The sequence below is a fragment of the Streptomyces sp. JLYT201 genome (assembly GCF_059448825.1).
The window spans coordinates 6271765-6291460 of the sequence record NZ_CM182551.1 but is presented as its reverse complement, the minus strand read 5'-3'; the positions used below and the strand labels follow the sequence as shown (position 1 = coordinate 6291460).

At 73.6% G+C, this 19696-nt stretch carries 14 protein-coding genes and 1 pseudogene; 8 read left to right on the top strand and 7 right to left on the bottom strand.

Annotated features, from left to right (window positions below; all coding sequences use genetic code 11):
- The first annotated feature begins 123 nt into the window (after positions 1–123).
- Positions 124–2691, top strand: a complete 2568-nt coding sequence (pepN, locus tag AC5WAM_RS26400; RefSeq protein WP_495518999.1) for an aminopeptidase N — start codon at positions 124–126, stop codon at positions 2689–2691.
- A gap of 297 nt (positions 2692–2988) precedes the next feature.
- Here the strand turns inward: pepN and AC5WAM_RS26395 are convergent, their stop codons facing one another.
- The 3 genes and pseudogenes from AC5WAM_RS26395 to AC5WAM_RS26385 form a co-directional block, all read right to left on the bottom strand.
- Positions 2989–3882, bottom strand: coding sequence for a LysR family transcriptional regulator (locus AC5WAM_RS26395; RefSeq protein ID WP_495518998.1), 894 nt, complete (start codon positions 3880–3882; stop codon positions 2989–2991).
- Between the two features lie 175 nt (positions 3883–4057).
- Positions 4058–5007 (bottom strand): annotated as a pseudogene (locus AC5WAM_RS26390) (DMT family transporter); the annotation flags it as partial.
- Positions 5008–5224: 217 nt separating this feature from the next.
- Positions 5225–6202: an EamA family transporter gene (locus AC5WAM_RS26385; protein ID WP_495518997.1), complete on the bottom strand. Its 978-nt coding sequence runs from the start codon at positions 6200–6202 to the stop codon at positions 5225–5227.
- A 156-nt stretch (positions 6203–6358) separates the two neighbouring features.
- On the opposite strand from AC5WAM_RS26385, the gene AC5WAM_RS26380 reads away from it, so the two are divergent.
- Entirely contained in the window at positions 6359–6883 is a 525-nt protein-coding gene (locus tag AC5WAM_RS26380; protein WP_366790416.1) for a MarR family winged helix-turn-helix transcriptional regulator, read from the top strand.
- Positions 6884–6969: 86 nt separating this feature from the next.
- Here the strand turns inward: AC5WAM_RS26380 and AC5WAM_RS26375 are convergent, their stop codons facing one another.
- Genes AC5WAM_RS26375 through AC5WAM_RS26365 form a run of 3 tightly spaced genes read right to left on the bottom strand, consistent with a single transcriptional unit; the run spans position 6970 to position 9650 of the window.
- Positions 6970–7209, bottom strand: a complete 240-nt coding sequence (locus tag AC5WAM_RS26375) for a hypothetical protein (RefSeq protein ID WP_138959772.1) — start codon at positions 7207–7209, stop codon at positions 6970–6972.
- Positions 7210–7257: 48 nt separating this feature from the next.
- A complete protein-coding gene (gene malQ, locus AC5WAM_RS26370) occupies positions 7258–9405 on the bottom strand; it encodes a 4-alpha-glucanotransferase (protein WP_495518996.1) in 2148 nt (715 codons plus the stop codon).
- Between the two features lie 8 nt (positions 9406–9413).
- Entirely contained in the window at positions 9414–9650 is a 237-nt protein-coding gene (locus AC5WAM_RS26365) for a hypothetical protein (protein WP_150511176.1), read from the bottom strand.
- Positions 9651–9979: 329 nt separating this feature from the next.
- On the opposite strand from AC5WAM_RS26365, the gene AC5WAM_RS26360 reads away from it, so the two are divergent.
- Positions 9980–12913 (top strand): beta-N-acetylglucosaminidase domain-containing protein, encoded by a 2934-nt coding sequence (locus AC5WAM_RS26360; protein ID WP_495518995.1) that lies wholly within the window; start codon positions 9980–9982, stop codon positions 12911–12913.
- A gap of 137 nt (positions 12914–13050) precedes the next feature.
- Here the strand turns inward: AC5WAM_RS26360 and AC5WAM_RS26355 are convergent, their stop codons facing one another.
- Positions 13051–13587 (bottom strand): HNH endonuclease, encoded by a 537-nt coding sequence (locus tag AC5WAM_RS26355; protein WP_366790413.1) that lies wholly within the window; start codon positions 13585–13587, stop codon positions 13051–13053.
- A 298-nt stretch (positions 13588–13885) separates the two neighbouring features.
- On the opposite strand from AC5WAM_RS26355, the gene AC5WAM_RS26350 reads away from it, so the two are divergent.
- From AC5WAM_RS26350 to AC5WAM_RS26330, 5 genes are all read left to right on the top strand, one after another.
- On the top strand, positions 13886–14968 hold the full coding sequence (locus tag AC5WAM_RS26350) for a mechanosensitive ion channel family protein (RefSeq protein ID WP_366790412.1): 1083 nt from the start codon (positions 13886–13888) through the stop codon (positions 14966–14968).
- Positions 14969–15242: 274 nt separating this feature from the next.
- Positions 15243–16421 carry an ROK family transcriptional regulator gene (locus tag AC5WAM_RS26345; protein WP_366790411.1) on the top strand — a complete coding sequence of 393 codons (1179 nt, stop codon included), beginning with the start codon at positions 15243–15245 and terminating at the stop codon, positions 16419–16421.
- 66 nt (positions 16422–16487) lie between these two features.
- Positions 16488–17828 (top strand): ABC transporter substrate-binding protein, encoded by a 1341-nt coding sequence (locus AC5WAM_RS26340; protein WP_495518994.1) that lies wholly within the window; start codon positions 16488–16490, stop codon positions 17826–17828.
- A 13-nt stretch (positions 17829–17841) separates the two neighbouring features.
- On the top strand, positions 17842–18774 hold the full coding sequence (locus tag AC5WAM_RS26335; RefSeq protein ID WP_366790409.1) for a carbohydrate ABC transporter permease: 933 nt from the start codon (positions 17842–17844) through the stop codon (positions 18772–18774).
- Positions 18775–18779: 5 nt separating this feature from the next.
- A complete protein-coding gene (locus AC5WAM_RS26330) occupies positions 18780–19691 on the top strand; it encodes a carbohydrate ABC transporter permease (protein ID WP_366790408.1) in 912 nt (303 codons plus the stop codon).
- Positions 19692–19696 lie beyond the last annotated feature (5 nt).

Here is a 19696-nt window from a genome sequence, read left to right as displayed (position 1 = left end):
ACGCGCGGATGCTAACCGCAGGGCGGGCCGAGAACAATGGGCCGGGGCACCCCGGCGCCCCGCATGGAAGGATGGCCGGAAACATCACAGAAACTTCGCAAGTCGCACTGAGGAGATGACCGCGTGCCCGGCACCAATCTGACCCGCGAAGAGGCGCAGCAGCGGGCGAAGCTGCTCACCGTTGACTCGTACGAGATCGATCTCGACCTCTCCGGAGCGCAGGAGGGCGGCACCTACCGGTCGGTGACCACCGTGCGCTTCGACAGCGCCGAGGCGAACGCCGAGACGTTCATCGACCTGATCGCCCCGGCCGTCCACGAGGTGGTCCTCAACGACCACGCCCTGGACGTCGCCGCGGTCTTCCGCGACTCCCGGATCGCCCTGAAGCACCTGCGCGAGGGGCGCAACGAGCTGCGCGTCGTCGCCGACTGCGCGTACACGAACACCGGCGAGGGCCTGCACCGCTTCGTCGACCCGGTGGACCAGCAGGCCTATCTGTACACGCAGTTCGAGGTGCCGGACGCGCGCCGCGTGTTCGCCTCCTTCGAGCAGCCGGACCTGAAGGCCACGTTCCAGTTCACCGTGAAGGCGCCGAGCGGCTGGACGGTGATCTCCAACTCGCCGACGCCCGAGCCGAAGGACGACCTCTGGTCCTTCGAGCCCACGCCGCGCATCTCCACGTACATCACGGCCCTGATCGTCGGCCCGTACCACGCGGTGCACTCCTCGTACGAGAAGGACGGGCAGAGCGTTCCGCTCGGCATCTACTGCCGGCCCTCGCTCGCCGAGTTCCTCGACGCCGACGCGATCTTCGAGGTGACGCGGCAGGGCTTCGACTGGTTCCAGGAGAAGTTCGACTACGCGTACCCCTTCAAGAAGTACGACCAGCTCTTCGTGCCGGAGTTCAACGCGGGCGCGATGGAGAACGCGGGCGCGGTGACGATCCGCGACCAGTACGTGTTCCGCTCCAAGGTGACGGACGCCGCGTACGAGGTGCGCGCCGAGACCATCCTGCACGAGCTGGCCCACATGTGGTTCGGCGACCTCGTGACCATGGAGTGGTGGAACGACCTGTGGCTGAACGAGTCGTTCGCCACCTACACCTCCATCGCCTGCCAGGCGTACGCGCCGGGCTCGCGCTGGCCGCACTCGTGGACGACGTTCGCGAACTCCATGAAGACCTGGGCGTACCGGCAGGACCAGCTGCCGTCCACGCACCCGATCATGGCGGACATCCGCGACCTCGACGACGTGCTCGTCAACTTCGACGGGATCACCTACGCGAAGGGGGCCTCGGTCCTCAAGCAGCTGGTGGCCTACGTCGGCATGGACGAGTTCTTCCAGGGCGTGCAGGCGTACTTCAAGCGCCACGCGTTCGGCAACACCCGCCTCAGCGACCTGCTCGGCGCCCTGGAGGAGACCAGCGGCCGCGATCTGAAGACCTGGTCGCAGAAGTGGCTCCAGACCGCGGGCATCAACGTCCTGCGCCCGGTCGTGGACGTCGACTCCGCCGGTGTCATCACCTCCTTCGCGGTCAAGCAGGAGGCCCCGGCGCTCCCCGCGGGCGCCACGGGCGAGCCCACCCTGCGGCCGCACCGCATCGCCATCGGCCTCTACGACCTCGACGACAGCTCGGGCAAGCTGGTGCGCACCGACCGCGTGGAGCTGGACGTCGACGGCGAGCTGACGGCCGTGGAGGCCCTGGTCGGCCGGGCCCGCCCGGCGGTCGTCCTGCTCAACGACGACGACCTGTCGTACGCGAAGGTCCGCCTGGACAGCGAGTCCCTCGCCTTCGTCACCGAGCACCTCGGCGACTTCGAGGCCTCGCTGCCGCGCGCCCTGTGCTGGGCGTCCGCCTGGGACATGACGCGCGACGCGGAGCTGCCCACGCGCGACTACCTGGCGCTCGTCCTCTCCGGCATCGCCAAGGAGTCCGACATCGGCGTGGTGCAGTCCCTGCACCGCCAGGTGAAGCTCGCCCTCGACCTGTACGCCGACCCGGCCGGGCGCGACGCGCTGCTCGCGCGGTGGACGGAGGCGACCCTGGAGCACCTGCGCGCGGCCGAGCCCGGCGGCGACCACCAGCTCGCCTGGGCGCGGGCGTTCGCGGCCACCGCCCGCACGGAGTCCGACCTCGCGCTGCTCGAAGGGCTGCTCGACGGCTCCGAGACCATCGAGGGCCTCGCCGTGGACACGGAGCTGCGCTGGGCGTTCGTGGGACGGCTCGCGGCCGTGGGCCGCCTCGACGAGGCGGGCATCGACGCCGAGTACGAGCGGGACAGGACCGCCGCGGGCGAGCGGCACGCCGCCGCCGCGCGGGCCGCACGGCCGACCCCCGAGGCCAAGGCGGCCGCGTGGGCGTCCGTCGTGGAGTCCGACGCGCTGCCCAACGCCGTGCAGGAGGCCGTGATCTCCGGCTTCGTGCAGACCGAGCAGCGGGAACTGCTCGCGCCGTACGCGGAGAAGTACTTCGGCGCCGTCAAGGCGGTGTGGGAGTCCCGGTCGCACGAGATGGCGCAGCAGGTCGCCGTGGGGCTCTACCCGTCGGTCCAGGTGTCCGCGGCGACGCTCGAAGCGACCGACGCGTGGCTCGCCTCGGCGGAGCCCTCGGCGGCCCTTCGCCGCCTGATCACGGAGTCTCGGGCCGGGGTGGAGCGGGCCCTGCGGGCGCGGGCCGCCGACAAGGCCTGACCCCGGCTGCCCCGGGGGGCTCTTTCCTCCCACCCGCCCACCCGTAGCTCCCCGGCTTCGCCGGCCCGGCCCCGACGCGGAGCGCCCGCGGGTGGGTGGGCGGGTGCCCGCCGCTACCGCGGCGGGTCTTTCCCACCCGCCCACCCGTAACGCCCGAGCTTCGCCGGCCCGGCCCCGACGCAGAGCGCTGCGGCTGGGTGGGTCCCCGTCCCCTGCTGTGGGCAATCGTCCCGCAGGGCGGGACGGGTGGGCACAGCGCCTAGGTGCCGCCCCGCCGTTGGCACAGGGGCCCGGGGCTCAGGCCGGGGCCGCCGCGCGGAGGGCGGTGAGGACGTGGGTCACGGCGGGGCCCGCGCCCCGCCGGGTCGCCGCCACGACGTGGCGGTACGGCCGCTCCGCCCCGAGCCCCCGCGTCACCACACCCCCACACCCGGCGGCCCCCGCCATCCGCGGCACCAGCGCCACCCCCATCCCCGCCCCCACCATCGCCAGGATCGCCGCCCACCCCGCGGCACTGTGCGCCTGCTCCGGCACGAACCCCGCCGCCTCGCACGCGGCCCGCGTGATGTCCGACCAGGGCCCGGAGCCGCCGAAGATCCACGGCTCGTCGGCGAGGTCGGCGAGCCGCAGCCCCCGCTTGCGGGCGAGCGGATGCCCCTCGGGCAGGGCGACGTCCAGCGGGTCGGCGAAGAGGGTGACCCCGGTGAAGCGGGGGTCGCTCCGCGCCGGGGCCTGCGCGGCGAGCGACAGGGCCAGATCCACCTCGCCCGCCGCGAGCAGCTCGTACGCCTGCGCCGCCTCGGCCTCCCTGACCCGTACGAAGACGCCGGGCCTGGCCTCCCGCAGGGCCCGTACGGCGGGCACCACGAGCGCGGGCACCGCCGTGGAGAAGGCCCCGACCCGCACCTCCCCCGCGTCGCCCCGCGCATGCGCGGCCAACTCCGCTTCGGCCCGCTCCAATTGGGCGAAGACCGCCTCGGCGTGCCGCAGCACGAGTTGCGCGGCGTCGGTGAGCCGCACCCGCCGCCCCTGCGCTTCGAGGAGGGGGACGTCCAGCTGTCGGGCGAGGTTGGACAGCTGCTGGGACACGGCGGACGGCGTCATGCTGAGCGCCGCGGCGGCCGCCGTCACCGTGCCGTGGTCCCGCAGCGCGCGCAGGATCCGCAGCTTCTTGATGTCCCACTCACTCATGCGGCCAACGTACCCGCGGCCCCGCCGGTCTCCCCCGCGCGGCGGAGGCGGTACCGCCCGGGGGCCGACGCCCCGGCCCCGGCCGCCCGGCAGGATCGGAGCACGCCGGCCGGGCGAGCCCCGTCCCGCCGGCCGGGCGCGCCCGTACAGTCAGGCGGGCGCGCCCTCCCCGCCCGCGGCCCGCCGTCGAGCCGAGCACCACCCCGCCGAGGATCAGGCCCATGCACGCCGCCCTCGGCAGGCTCATCCCCTCGCCGAGCAGGGCGAAGGACAGCAGGGCCACACAGGCGGGCTGGAGGTAGTAGACGACTCCGGCGCGGGCCGCGCCGATCAGGGCGATGGCCTTGTTCCAGGCGAAGAAGGCGACGGCCGAGGAGACGACGCCCACGTAGAGCAGCGGCGTCACCGTGTCCGGTGTCGGGGTGAAGCCGCCCTGGACCGTGAGGCTGACGGCGTACGCGGGCAGCAGCATCAGCGCGCCGAGCACGAACGTCGCGAAGAGGAAGGGCAGGCCGCCGAGCTCCGGGGGCCTGCGCCGCAGCAGCGCGCTGTAAGAGCCGAAGGCGAGGGCGCCGCCGATCACCCACAGGTCGCCGGGGGCGAGGTCGAGGGCGAGGGAGCCCTTGCTGACCAGGAGCAGCACCCCGGCGCAGGCGATCAGCATGCCGGTGGTGCGGCGGGCGCCGAGCCGGGCCCCGCCGAGGCGTTCGTAGCAGGCCATCAGCACCGGCGACGCGGCCATGATCATGCCCATGTTGCCCGCGGTGGTGGTGACGCCCGCCTGGTTGACCAGGGTGTTGTAGAGGGCGACGCCGAGGAAGGAGGCGGCGAGGAGGTAGCCGAAGTGGCGGCGCAGGACGGCCCGTCGGCGCCAGGTCCGGCGGAGCGCGAAGGGCGCGACCGCCGCGACGGCGATCAGCCAGCGCCAGAAGGCGTGCTGGACGGGCGGCACGCTGTCGGCGAGGGCGCGGGACGTGACGAAGCTGCCCGACCAGACCACGGTCGCGAGCAGCGCGAGCCCGAGCCCGGCGCCGAGGCCCCCGACAACGGCCGACCGGGCCGACCAGTCGCCCTGGTCGGCCCGGTCGGCCCGCGCGCTTCCCGTGTCCCTCGCAGCCCCTGCATCCTCCGCGTCCTCCACGTCCTCCGCGTCCCCCACGTCCTCCGCGTCCTCCGCGTCCCTCGCGTCCTTCGCAGCCCCTGCGTCCTCCGCACCCTTCGCGTCCTCCGCGTCCTCCGCGTCCTTCGCGCTCGGCTCGACGGTCCGGTCCAGGGTCGTCGCCACTGGTATCCCTCGCCTCTCTCCCCGGGTCCGGGGCGGTGGGTGCGTTCGCTTGCCGGGCTACCGTCGCACCGCCGAACCGCTCAGGTCCATCGAATCTTTCCGACCGTTCTTTGAAGCCGGGCTGAACGATCCGGCGACGGCGGGCGTCCCCGCCACCGTGCGCGCCCCGGCCGACTGCGCCTTCTCGCGGGGCTTGAGCTGACCGAACAGCGTCGCCGCGAACGCGAGCGCCATGCCCGCCACCTGCACCGCCGTCAGCGACTGGCCGAGCGCCGCCCAGCCGATGACCGCCGCCGTCAGGGGCGAGAGCGGTCCGAGCAGGCTGACCTGCGTCGCGCTGAGGCGGCTGAAGCCGCGGAACCACAGCCAGTAGGCGACGGCCGTACCGGCGATGGACAGGTACACGTAGCCCGCGATGTTCCGGCCGTCGAGCGCGGGCGGCGCGCCCTCGACGAAGAAGGCGAGCGGCGCGATGAGCAGGCCGCCCATGGTCAGCTGCCAGCTCGTCAGGGCCAGCGGGCCCACGCCCTCGGGGCGGCCCCAGCGCTTGGTCAGCACGGTGCCCGTGGACATCGACGCCGTGGACGCCACCGCCGCGAGCAGACCGATCGCGTCCAGGCTCCCGGCGGCCTTGAGGACGACGAGACTGACGCCGAACGCGGCCGCGATCCCGGTGAGCAGCGTGCGGACGGTCGGGCGCTCGCTGAGGACGAGCGCCGAGAGCCCGGCGACGAACAGCGGCCCGACGGAGCCGACGACGGCGGCCATGCCACCGGGCAGGCGGTAGGCGGAGAGGAACAGGAGGGGGAAGAAGGCCCCGATGTTCAGCGCACCGAGGACCGCCGCCTTCCCCCACCACACCCCCTTCGGCAGCCGTCTGGCCAGCAGGAGCAGCAGGAGTCCGGCGGGCAGCGCCCGCATCATGGCCGTGAACAGGGGCCGGTCCGCCGGCAGGAACTCCGTGGTGACGGCGTAGGTGGAGCCCCAGGTGATGGGGGCGTAGGCGGTGAGCAGGATCGTGGCGGCGCGGTTCATGGCACACCTCTCTCGGCGGCCCGACAGGCCGGAGTGGAAGCTTGGTGGTGATTAGCTTAGCCGCAAGCTACTTAACGTCAACCCACTTAGCGAAAATTCACTTAGCTTGAATCTGCTTACTTGCAAGCTTCTGGAGCGGGGGCCGATACTTCCCCCATGCACTCCCCGGACACTGCGCACGTCGACGCCGACGCCGTCGACGCGATCATCGATCAGTGGGCCTCGGTCAGGCCCGAACTGGAGACGACCCCCATGGAGATCTACGGCCGCGTGTACCGCGTGGCGCAGGCGGTCGGCGACCGCGTCGAGAAGGCCTACCGCGAAGTCGGCACCACCCGGGGCGAGTTCGACGTCATCGCCACGCTGCGCCGGCACGGCGAGCCGTACACGCTCTCGCCCCGGCAGCTCTCCGCCACGCTGATGCTGACCACCGGCGGCATGACGGGGCGCCTCGACAAGCTGGAGCGGGCGGGCCTGCTGCGCCGCTCGCCCGATCCGAACGACCGGCGCGGACTCCAGGTCACGCTGACCGACGCGGGGCGCGAGCTCGTCGACCGGGCCGTCGTGGCCGGTCTGGAGGCGCAGCGCGCGGCGCTCGGCGCCGCCGGGCTCGACGAGGAGGAGACGGCCCGGCTCGCCGACCTGCTCAGGAAGCTGCTCGCGGGCGCCGCACCCGCCTGAACACGCACGAGGGCGCCCTCCGGCGGCGTACACGCGGTACGTGCACGCCGCCGAGGGGCGCCCTCGACGTCAGAAAAGGGGGCGGATCAGCCCTGCTTCTGCTGCTTGCGGGACTTGTCACCCACCATGACCAGGCCCGCGATCACCAGGAAGAGGACGATCGGTGCCGCCACGTACAGCCCGAGCGTCTCCGCCACGCTCAGCTTGGGAGCCGGGTCGTCGCCGTCGTCGCGGGTGAGCGCGAGCGCGGGGGACGACATGAGCAGCATCATCAGCGTCGTACCGGTGGCAACGGCACCGGCGCGCAGGGCGTTCTTCTTGTCCACGATGCCAAACTAGCGAACGGCTCCGCGGGCCGCGCGCCCGGGGTGCCATCAGGGGACCGCGCCCGGGCCCCGGCAGGCCCCGCCGGCGCGGGCACCCCGGAACTCCCGGAAGACGTCGAGCAGCGCGTGCAGCCGGGGCGACTTCGTCAGGTCCTCCAGGGACACCGGCCGCCCGGCGGCGTCGGCGATGGGCAGCCGCCAGTTCGGATACGCGTCCAGGGTGCCCGGCAGGTTCTGCGGGCGGCGGTCCCCGACCCCGTCCGGCAGCCAGACCCCGATCAGCCGGGCCGGGGTCGCGAGCAGCAGCCGGTGCACCGCGCGCACCTCGTCCTCCTCGTGCCCGGCGCCGCCGCGCAGCAACCCGAGCCGGGCGGCGAGCGCCAGCCATTCGCGCACCTCGGCCGCGGCCTCGGCGCGCTCGGCGGCCAGCGGCCGGGTCAGCAGGCCCAGGTCGTGGCGGAGCGTGACGTGCTCGCCGGTGACGCGGGCCGCCGTGGGCGGCAGGTCGTGGGTGGTGGCGGTGGCGAGGCAGTCCGCGCGCCACTCCCCGGGCGGCAGCGCCTTGCCCGACCCCCCGGGCCCTTCGGTGGCCCAGTCCCGCTCGAACCAGAGCACCGACGTGCCGAGCACCCCGCGCTCGCGCAGCGCCTCGCGCACGCCCGGCTCGACGGTGCCGAGGTCCTCGCCGATGACGAGCGCGTCCGCGCGGTGCGCCTCCAGGACGAGGGCGGCGAGCATCGCCTCGGCGTCGTAGCGCACGTACGTGCCCTCCGTGGGCGGGCGGCCCGCGGGCACCCACCACAGCCGGAACAGGCCCATCACATGGTCGATGCGCACCGCGCCCGCGTGCCGCAGCGCCGCGCGCAGGAGCTCGCGGAACGGCGCGTATCCGGATTCCGCGAGCCGGTCGGGCCGCCACGGGGGCAGGTTCCAGTCCTGGCCGCGGGCGTTGAAGGCGTCCGGGGGCGCGCCCGTCGACATGCCCGCCGCGAAGCAGCGCCGCTGCGCCCAGGCGTCGGCGCCGTCCGGGTGCACGCCGACCGCCAGGTCGTGGACGAGGCCGATGCCCATGCCCGCGTCCCGCGCGGCCCGCTGCGCCGCGGCCAGTTGCTCGTCGACGTACCAGGCGAGGCGCTCGTGGAAGTCGACGCGGTCCATCAACTCGGCGCGGGCGCGGGCGGTTTCGCGACTGTCCGGGTCGCGCAGGGGCGCGGGCCAGGCGTGCCAGTCGGGTCCGTGCCGCTCGGCGAGCGCGCACCAGGTGGCGTGCGCCTCCAGGGCCTCGCCGCGCTCGGCGAGGAAGTCGCTGTACGCGGCGCAGCGGCCGGGGCCGAGCGGCACCCGCGCGGCCAGTTCGAGCGCCTCGGCCTTGGCCGCCCACACCGCGTCGCGGTCGATGAGGCACCCGTCCCGCAGCACCGCGCGCCGCAGCCCGTCGCCGCGTTCGAGCAGGGCGCTCGCCCGCTGCCGCGCGGCGCCGCGCAGCCGGGCGAACTCCGGGACGTCCTCCACCCGTACGTGCACGGGGTCGGGGAAGCGGCGCGAGGACGGCCGGTACGGCGAGGGGTCGCCGGCGCCGCCGGGCGGCGCGGGCACCGCCGCGTGCAACGGGTTCACCTGGACGAAGCCCGCGCCCACCGAGCGGCCCGCCCAGGCGGCGAGCTCCGCCAGGTCCCCCAGGTCGCCCATGCCCCAGGAGCGGCGGCTCAGCAGCGAGTACAGCTGGACGAGGAAGCCGTACGCCCGCGCGCGCGGCTCGGGCGCGCGGCTCGGGGCGACGAGGAGGTGCGCCTCGGCGACGGCGCCGTCCGGGGTGGTGGCGCGCAGCCGGTGGGCGCCCAGCGGCAGGGGCGGGGGCGGCGACGGGGCGTCCCAGGTGAGGGTGTCGCCCTGTTCGGTGCGGAGGTGGAGGCGGGTGCGGGCGGGCAGCGCGCGCAGGGGCTCCGGGGCGGGCCCTTCCTCCGGTATCTCCTCCGCCGTGCGCCAGAGGACCACGGTCGGGGGCAACAGCCTTTCCCGCAGGGCCCGTTCGCGCTCCGCGAGGGCTGCGCCCACCGCGTCCGGCGTGCTCGCGTCGACGTCGAGTGCGGCGAGCGCGGCGACGAGCGCCGCGTCGGAGGCCTGGACCGTGCGGCCCGGGGACGGGGAGTACGAGGCGGCCACGCCGTACAGGGCGGCGAGCCGGGCCAGGGTCACCCCGCGCCCTAGATCCCGGCCGGGTCCAGGCCCGCGGCCGTGCCCGTGGAGGTCGGCTCGCTGGTGAGGGGCGCGGCGTCGGTGAGCGGTGGCTCACTGGTCAGCGGCGCGGCGTCGGCGAGCGGGGGCTCGCTGGTCAGGGGCGGCTCCAGGCAGCCGCAGGAGCAGGAGCCGTCGAGTCCTGAGTCCGGGTGCGAGACCTCCAGGGGGAGGCCGGACGGGAGAAGATTCGCCGAAGGGGGCACGGGACGCTCCTTGTTTCGCGGGTGGGCGTGGATGCGCGAGGGATTTCGCGGGCTTCGGTTCCCGGGGGCATACCCACTGCGCCGCACCACAGACGCAAACGACCCGCGAAGGTGACGCTGGTCACAGCGACCCCGCCGGGGGCTTCCCCGAACCCGCCCCTTCGCGATCCAGGGGCTCCCCCGCGCCCCCGTTCCATCGGCGCCCCGCGCCTCGTCCTCGAACGCCGGACGGGCTGGATCCTCCCCCGCGTTGACACCCGCCCCGCGGCAATGGTGGGCTCAGTGCTCTACGTGACCGTTCGTGCGACGACAGTGACGAGGAGGGGGCCGTGCGACTGCGGGGCAGGAAGGGCGCGGCCGCCATCGCCGCAGCCGTCATCGCGAGCACCCTGGGCACCACCACCGCCCTCACGGAACCGGCCCTCGCCACCCCACCGCCCCCGGGCGGCCCCCGTACGGACGCGGAGCGGACCTCCGCCGAGCCCCCACAGGTGTGGCCCCGCCCCCACGACCTGGAGCCCACGGCCACCGCCCCGGTCCCCGTCGGCGACGCGGTCGTCCTGGTCACCGACGGGGACGCCGACCCGCACGCCCTGGACGTCCTGCGCGGCCTGCTGCGGGACGCGGGCGCACGGCGGTTCACGGAGGTGCGCGACGGCACCCCGCCACCGCCCGGCACGCACCTGGTGGTCCGCGCGGGCGGCACCGGCGCGGCCGAGGCACTGCGCGCGCTCGGCGCCCGGCCCCGCGCCGGCCTGCCCCCGGGCGGCTACCGCCTCGCCGTGGGCGAGGTCGCGGGCCAGGGCACGGTGGCCCTGGACGGCGTCGGCCCGGACGGCCTCTTCCACGCGGCGCAGACGCTGCGGCAACTGACGGACGTCCAGGCCCGGCTGATCCCCGGCGTCCGCGTCCGCGACTGGCCCGCGGCCCCGGTGCGCGGCCTGACGGAGGGCTTCTACGGCACGCCGTGGACGCGCGAACAGCGCCTGGCCCAGCTGGACTTCATGGGCCGGACGAAGCAGAACCGGTATCTGTACGCGCCGGGCGACGACCTGTACCGCCAGGCCCGCTGGCGCGAGCCGTACCCGGCGGCACAGCGCGCCGCGTTCCGCGCGCTCGCCGAGCGGGCCGCCCGCAACCACGTGACGCTCGCCTGGGCGGTCGCCCCCGGCCAGGGCATGTGCCTGTCGTCGGACCGGGACGTGCGGGACCTCGCCCGCAAGGTGGACGCCATGTGGGCGCTGGGCTTCCGCGCCTTCCAGCTCCAGTTCCAGGACGTGAGCTACAGCGAGTGGCACTGCGCCGAGGACGCGGAGGCCTTCGGTGCGGGCCCCCGCGCCGCGGCCCGGGCGCAGGCGCGGGTCGCCAACGCCCTGTCGCGCCACCTCGCCGCCCGGCACCCCGGGGCGCGGCCGCTGTCCCTGATGCCGACCGAGTACTTCCAGGACGGCTCGACCGCGTACCGCGATGCCCTGGCGCGGCACCTGGACGGCGGGGTGGAGGTGGCGTGGACGGGCGTGGGCGTCGTGCCGCGCACCATCACGGGTCGTGAACTGGCGGACGCGCGCGCGGCGTTCGGCGCGCATCCGCTCGTCACGATGGACAACTACCCGGTGAACGACTTCGCCCGGGACCGCGTCTTCCTCGGCCCCTACACGGGCCGCGAGCCCGCCGTGGCGCAGGGCTCGGCGGGCCTGCTCGGCAACGCCATGGAGCAGCCCGTCGCGTCCCGCATCCCGCTGTTCACGGCCGCCGACTACGCCTGGAACCCGCGCGGCTACCGGCCCCACGCGTCCTGGCTCGCGGCGATCGACGACCTGGCGGGCGGCGACGTGCGGGCGCGCGGCGCGCTGCGGGCCCTCGCGGGCAACGACGCCTCGTCCGTCCTCGGTGCCGAGGAGTCGGCGTATCTGCGGCCCCTGCTGCGGGCGTTCTGGGCGGCTCGCGCGACGCCCGAGCAGGGCCGCGCCGAGGCCGCGGCACAGGAGCTGCGGTCCGCCTTCGCCGTCATGCGCGCGGCGCCCGGGCACCTCGCGGGGACGGAGGTGGGGCGCGACGTGGCGCCCTGGGCCGCGCAGCTGGCGCGCTACGGCGCGGCGGGCGAGACGGCCGTCGCCCTGCTGTCGGCGACCGCCCGCGACGACGGCGCCACGGCCTGGCGCGCGGCCCGGGCCCTGCACGGGCTCCGCGCGGAGCTGCGGACCGGCGGCGTGACGGTCGGCGCGGGCGTCCTTGACCCGTTCCTGGACCGCGTCGAGCGGGCGTACCGGCGGTGGGCGGGGCTCGACGGGGCGCACGCGGCGGACGGGCCCGAGTCCCGCTGGGGCCGGGCCCGGGCACTGGCCGCCGTGACGGCCCTGACGGACCCCGGCACCCGGGGCGCGCTGGAGGCCCACGTGCCGGGCGCGGGCTGGCGCCGCCTCGCCGGGCTCTCCGCCTCCGGGTTCACCGAGGCCCGCCCGGAGCCGGGCCTGAGCGCCGACGCCGTGCGGGTCACCGCGTCCGGCGGAACGGTCTTGCACCTGGCGCCCTGGTTCGCCGACGGCCCCGCGGCCCGGCTGACGCTGGCCCGCGCCGAGGCCGACGCGGAGATCGGCGGTGCCCCCGCGCGGGTGACGGCGCGGCTGCTCCCGCGCCGGCCCGGCCCCGTGTACGGGCGCCTTGAGGCGCGGGCGCCCGGGGGCATCCGGGTGCGCGTCCCGGAGGCGACGGCGCTGCCGCGCGGCACCCGGGTGGAGGTGCCGCTCGACGTGAGCGTCCCGGCGGGCACGCGCGCGGGGACGTACGAGATCCCGGTGTCCTTCGCGGGCGGGACGCGGACGGTGGCGGTGCGGGCCTATCCCCGCACCGGCGGCCCGGACCTGGCGCGCGGGGCGCGGGCGTCGTCGTCGGGCGACGAGACGGCGCGCTTCCCGGCCTCGGCCGCCCTCGACGGCGACGCCGCCACCCGCTGGTCCTCCCCGCCCGAGGACGGCGCCTGGTGGCAGCTGGAGCTGGCCGGTCCGGTGCGGCTCGGCCAGGTGGTGCTGCGCTGGCAGGACGCGTACGCCGCCGCGTACCGGATCCAGACGTCGGCCGACGGCAGGACCTGGCGCACGGCCGCCACCGTGCGGGACGGGCGCGGCGGGCGCGAGTCGGTGCGCATGGACGCGCCGGGCACCCGCTTCGTCCGGGTGCAGGGCGACCGGCGGGCGACGCGCTTCGGCTACTCGCTGTGGTCGGTGGAGGCCTACGCCGTGGCCGAGCGGGGGGTGGCGGACTGAGCCCGGGGGCCCGGCCCGTGCTCATGCTCCGTGCAGGTGGCCGTGGCCGTGGCCGCGATGCTGTCGTAGCCGCGACGCCGCACATCCTGGCCGTGCGTCGTCGCGGCTACGACAAAGGCCCGAACCGATCCGATCCCCTAGGCGGAGATGCCGTCGATCCGGGCCATCGCGTCGTCCGCGCCGAACGGCTGCAGGTACGGCAGCCAGCGCGGGTCCCTATGCCCGGTGCCGATGATGCGCCAGGCGAGACCTGTGGGCGGGGCTGGCTTGTGGCGCAGGCGCCAGCCGAGCTCCATCAGGTGCCGGTCGGCCTTCACGTGGTTGCAGCGGCGGCAGGACGCCACCACGTTGTCCCAGGCGTGCTGGCCGCCGCGGCTGCGCGGAATGACGTGGTCGACGCTGGTTGCGACGCCACCGCAGTACATGCACCGGCCGCCGTCACGGGCGAACAGCGCACGTCGCGTCAGAGGAACGGGCCCCCGGTAAGGGACCCGCACGAACCGCTTGAGCCGGACCACGCTGGGTGCGGGGATGGTGCGGGTCGCGCTGTGCATGAAGGCGCCGGACTCCTCGAGGCAGAGTGCCTTGTTCTCCAGGACGAGGATGAGCGCGCGGCGGAGCGGTACGACGCCAAGGGGCTCGTACGACGCGTTGAGGACCAGGACATGCGGCACGGAGGCCTCCTTGTACGCCGGCGGCGCGTGGCTCGCGCCGGGACGATCTGTGCACCAGTTTCCCCTCATGCCTGGTCGTAGCGCCACCATGTCCCGGTAACGGCCTTGAAGTGTTTTCAACCACATCCCTCCGGCACCGCTGATGACACGTGTTCCCACGGCTGAGCTGCCGCTGGTCACCGGGTGATCACCCGGCCGCCTTCGAACATGACAACGATCCCCACACAATGCCCCGTTAGTGTGGTGGGTCTGCCCGGCGCATCTCCTGGGCAGACCGCTATGCCTGGAGGTACCCGCCGTGTTCCTGTCCGTGCTCTCGGCCGCCGGGACGGACCCGGACCCGACGAAGACGCCGAAGCCCGTCACGCTCGACGACGCGCACGAGAGCGCTCAGAACGCCGCGAGCTGGGTCGAGGAGAACTGGTCGACGTGGCTCGCCATCGGGCTCCGCATCCTGCTGATCGTCGTGATCGCGATGGTCCTCAGAGTGCTCGTACGGCGCACCATCACCAAGTTCATAGACCGGATGAACCGCACGGCGCAGGCCGTGGACGGCACCGCGCTCGGCGGGCTCCTGGTCAATGTGGAGCGGCGGCGGCAGCGGTCGCAGGCCATCGGGTCCGTGCTGCGCTCGGTGGCGTCGTTCCTGATCCTGGGCACGGCCGCGCTGATGGTGCTCAGCGCCTTCGAGATCAACCTCGCGCCGCTGCTCGCCTCGGCCGGTGTGGCGGGTGTCGCCATCGGCTTCGGCGCGCGCAACCTGGTCACCGACTTCCTCTCCGGCGTCTTCATGATCCTGGAGGACCAGTACGGCGTGGGCGACTCCATCGACGCCGGGGTGGCCTCCGGCGAGGTCGTCGAGGTGGGCCTGCGCGTCACCAAGCTGCGCGGCGACGCCGGTGAGATCTGGTACGTGCGCAACGGCGAGGTCAAGCGCATCGGCAACCTCTCCCAGGGCTGGTCGACCGCCGGGGTCGACGTGACCGTGCGCTCGGACGAGGACCTGGACAAGGTCAAGCGGGTGCTCGGCGAGGTCGGCGAGCGGATCGGCAAGGACGAGCCCTGGAACGAGCAGCTGTGGGGCCCGGTCGAGGTGCTCGGCCTGGACAGCGTGCTGCTCGACCAGATGGTGGTGCGGGTCTCGGCGAAGACGATGCCCGGCAAGTCGCTCGGCGTGGAGCGCGAGCTGCGCTGGCGCATCAAGCGGGCCTTCGACGAGGAGGGCATCCGCATCGTGGGCGGCCTGCCGCTGCCGCTGGAGGAGGGGCCCGCCGCCGACCCGACGGCGGGCGTGGCGGCGCCGTCCGCGTACGCCTCGACGACGTCCCCGCAGTCGATGACGGCCTCGCCGATACCGCCCCCGCCGAACCTGTCGAAGTAGCCGTCGGGCTCCACCGCGGGAGCCCCTCGGGCTGTTTTCGGACACCTTTCTCATCCGCCCTTGGGGGCGCCCGGCACCACCCGGGCGCCCCCTTCGGCGTCCGCGGCCGGTGCGTGCGCCCCGGTGGATCTTCCGCAGGTAACGACTTGGTTGCCCCCGCGCCGCCCACTCTTGACGGGCCCTTCACGGCGGCTTACGTTCCTCGCAACCAATAGGAAGCCTTCCTAACAGTGACGTAGGGGGGCGGGCAGCCGAAGGGCAGGTGTCGTCAGCGATGGCCGGAACCACCCCCTCCAACGGGTCGCCCGGCGTTCCGGGCACGCCCCGCGTGCTCCGCGCCATGAACGACCGCGCCGCGCTCGACCTGCTCGCCGCCCACGGGCCGCTCACCCGCACCCGCATCGGCGAGCTCACCGGCCTGTCCAAGCCCACCACCTCGCAGCTGCTCAGCCGCCTGGAGAGCGCGGGCCTGGTCCGCACCACCGGCCGCCAGAGCGGCCGCCCCGGCCCCAACGCCGTCCTGTACGAGATCGACCCGGGCGTCGGCAGCGTCGCCGCCCTGTCCGCCGACCCCACCGGGCTGACCGCCCTGGTCGCCGACATCACCGGGCATGAGGTGGGCCGCTTCCGCATCGAGGCCGACGCCATCGCCGAGGACGTGCGCCACCGCACCGCCCAGCTCGTCGTCGAGGCCGTGGACGGGGCGCTCGCCCAGGCCGGGCTCGACCACGACGACCTGTGCGCCACCGTCATCGGCACGCCCGGCGCCATCGACCCGCACGACGGCCGGCTCCGCTACGCCCCGCACCTGCCCGGCTGGCACTCGCGCACCCTGCGCGCCGAGCTCGCCGAGGTGCTCGGCACCCCGGTCACCATCGAGAACGACGTGAACCTCGCCGCCATCGCCGAGCAGTACGAGGGCGCGGCCCAGGACCACGACGACTTCGTGCTCGCCTGGCTCGACGAGGGCGTGGGCGCCGCGATCGTCCTCGGCGGCACCCTGCTGCGCGGCGCGACCGGCGGCGCGGGCGAGATCGGCTACATGCCGGTGCCGGGCGCCCCGCTGCTGCGCGGCCCCGAGTCGACGCCCGGCTCCTACCGGGGCGGCTTCGAGAGCCTCGTCTCCGGCTCCGTGGTCCGCAGGCGGGCGGGGGGCAAGCCGCTCGCCGACGCCCTCGCCGACCCCGCCGTGCGCGACGAGCTGGCCGGTCACATCGCCACCGCCCTCGCCGCGGTCGTGGCGGTGGTCGACCCCGAGCTGGTCGTCCTGTCCGGGCAGGTGCCGCAGGCGGGCGGCGAGGAGCTGCGCCTGCGCGTCGAGGCCGAGCTGACCGGCCTCGCGCTGCCCCGCCCCCTGCTGCGCATCAGCGAGCTCGACGGCGACCCGATCCTCACCGGCGCCCTGCGCACGGCCCTCACCCAGGCCCGCGACACCCTCTTCGACACGGCCTGAGCCGCGCCGGACCCGCATTCCCCCGTCCGCCCCCGCCCCCTCCCCCTCCCGCAAAGGAAGTCCGCCATGCCGCGATGGCGCATACGCGCACGCGTGCCGGTCGTGCTCGCCGCCGCCGGACTGCTCCTGTCCGGCTGCGCCAACCCGAGCACCGGCAGCGACGACGACGATCCGACCAAGCCCGTGACGCTCAAGTTCTGGCACGGCTGGTCGGCGCCCGGCGAGGTCAAGGCGATCAACGAGAGCATCGAGCGGTTCGAGAAGCTGCACCCGAACATCGATGTGAAGGCGACCGGCAACGTCACCGACGCCACCATCAACCAGGCCCTCAGGGCGGGCGGCGGCGAGGCCCCCGACGTGGTGGTCTCCTTCACCACCAACAACGTCGGCCAGTACTGCGACTCCGGCATGTGGGTCGACCTCGACCCCTTCATGAAGAAGACCGGCCTCGACAAGAAGAAGACGTTCCCCAAGACCCTCCTCGACTACACGAGCTACGAGGGCACCCAGTGCGCGCTGCCGCTCCTCGCGGACGCGTTCGGCATGTACTACAACAAGGACCTCTTCGAGAAGGCGGGCATCGAGCACCCGCCGCGCACCATGTCCGAGCTGAAGGCCGTGGCGAAGAAGCTGACCGTGCGCAGCGGCAAGGACTCGTACGAGCGGGTCGGCTACATGCCCAACTTCCGCCTGTACCAGGGCAGCCCGGACCGCCTCTTCGCGCAGTGGGGCCCGCGCTACTTCGACGCCCACGGCAAGTCGCGGCTGGCGAAGGAGCCTGCCTCCTACGACTACTTCAAGACGACGAACGCCTTGATCGACGCGCAGGGCGGCTTCGAAGCCCTGGAGAAGTTCCGTCTGACCTTCGGCGACGAGATGTCCAGCCAGAACGCCTTCCTCACCCAGAAGCTCGCCATGCTCCTGGACGGCGAGTGGCGCGGCCTGATGCTGAAGGACGCCAAGGCGAAGTTCACCTGGGACGTCGCGCCCCTCCCGGTGCCCGACGACCAGGCCGACACCTACGGCCGCGGCTTCATCACGGGCACCGTCGCGGGCATCGCGCACAGCAGCAAGCACCAGAACGCGGCCTGGGAGCTGGTGCGCTTCCTGACCGCCGACACCGGCCAGGTCGTGAACCTCGCCAACGCCATCCACAACGTGCCCTCGACGTTCGCGGCCCTCAAGTCGCCGAAGCTGGACGCCGATCCGACGTTCCGCACCTTCTTCAAGATCCTGCAGAGCGAGCACAGCCAGGCCCTGCCCCCGACCACCAACGGCAACTCCTACGTCAACTCGTTCGGGGACTTCTCGTACGGGGTCGAGGCGGGCCGCGAGAAGAACCTGCGCGGGGGCCTGAAGAAACTCGACGACCAGATCGACGCCGACAACCTCCAGTCAGAGAACTGAGGAGGGCCCCGCCATGGCAACACTCTCACCCCCGACGCGCCGCAGACTGCGCGTGCTCGGCTTCCTCTCCCCCTGGCTGATCGGCTTCAGCGTCTTCTTCGCGTACCCGCTGATCGCCACCGTCTACTTCTCGTTCATGCACTACAACCAGATCAAGGAGCCCACGTTCGTGGGCCTGCGGAACTGGCGGTACGTGTTCGAGCAGATGCCGCTCTTCGGGCCCGCCCTGTGGAACACGCTGTGGCTGGTCGTCGTGATGGTGGCCCTGCGCGTGCTCTTCGGGCTCTCGCTCGGGCTGCTCGTGACGAAGATCAAGAGCGGGGTCGGGTTCTTCCGCACCGCGTTCTACATCCCCTATCTGGCCCCGCCGGTGGCGGCCACGGTCGCCTTCGTCTTCCTGCTCAATCCGGGCACGGGACCGGTCAACGAGATCCTGTCCAGGGCCGGCATCGACGCGCCCACCTGGTTCAACGACCCGAACTGGGCCAAGCCGTCGCTCGTGATGCTCTCCCTGTGGGGCATCGGCGACCTCATGGTGATCTTCATGGCGGCGCTGCTCGACGTCCCCAAGGAGCAGTACGAGGCCGCGGAGCTCGACGGCGCGGGCTCCTGGGCGAAGTTCCGCTACGTCACCTGGCCGTCGATCACGCCGATCGTGATGTTCGCCGTGGTCACCGGGGTCGTGCAGACCATGCAGTACTACACGCAGGCCCTGGTCGCCGGGAAGATCGCCTCCGGCGTCAACATCGGGCCCGGCTCGGTGATCCAGCCCGGCTACCCCGACCACTCCACGCTCACGGTCCCGCAGCTCGTCTACTCGATGGGCTTCCAGAACTTCAACACCGGCGCCGCGTGCGTGCTCTCGCTCGTGCTCTTCGCCATCGCCATGGCCGCGACCCTGCTGCTCATGCGCAAGCGCTCGGGCCTGCTCTCGGCGGAGGACTGATCCCCATGACTTCCACGACACTCAGCGCGCCCGCGCCCTCGAAGGCCGCCGCCCCCGCGGGGCGGCGCGACCCGGCGGCCGCCCGCGCCCGCCGCAAGCGGATCCTGCACTGGATAGCCGTGCACAGCGTGGCGATCGCCGTCGCGCTGCTCTTCCTCCTGCCGTTCGTCTTCGTCTTCCTGACGTCCGTGATGAGCGACTCCCAGGCGATGAGCGGCGACCTGTGGCCGTCCTCCTGGCACTGGGAGAACTACAAGGCCGTCTTCGAGACCGACGGCTTCCTCACCTGGTGGCGCAACTCCCTGCTGTACGCGGGCCTCGGCACGCTCTTCACCGTGTGCTCGGCGATCCCCGTCGCGTACGCGCTCGCCAAGTTCCGCTTCCGCGGCCGCCGCACCGCGATGCTGCTCGTCATCTCCACGATGATGCTGCCGCCGCAGGTCATCGTGATCCCGATGTACCTGGTGTGGGCCCAGCAGTTCCATCTGTCCGGCACGCTGTGGCCGCTGATCATCCCGATGGCGTTCGGCGACGCGTACTCGATCTTCCTGCTCCGCCAGTTCCTCCTGACCATCCCCAAGGAGTACATCGAGTCGGCGCGCGTCGACGGCTGCGGCGAGTTCAGGACGCTCCTCACGATCATCGTGCCGATGGCCAAGCCGGGCATCGCGGCCATCGCGCTCTTCCAGTTCTTCTACTGCTGGAACGACTACTTCGGCCCGCAGATCTACGCGGCGCAGGACCCGGGCTCGTGGACGCTGAGCTACGGCCTGGAGTCCTTCAAGAGCGCCCACATGGTGAACTGGAACATGACCATGGCAGCGACCCTGCTGGTCATGGCTCCGGTCATTGTCATCTTCTTCTTCGCACAAAAGGCCTTCGTGGAAGGCGTCACCCTCACCGGAGTAAAGGGCTGATTCAG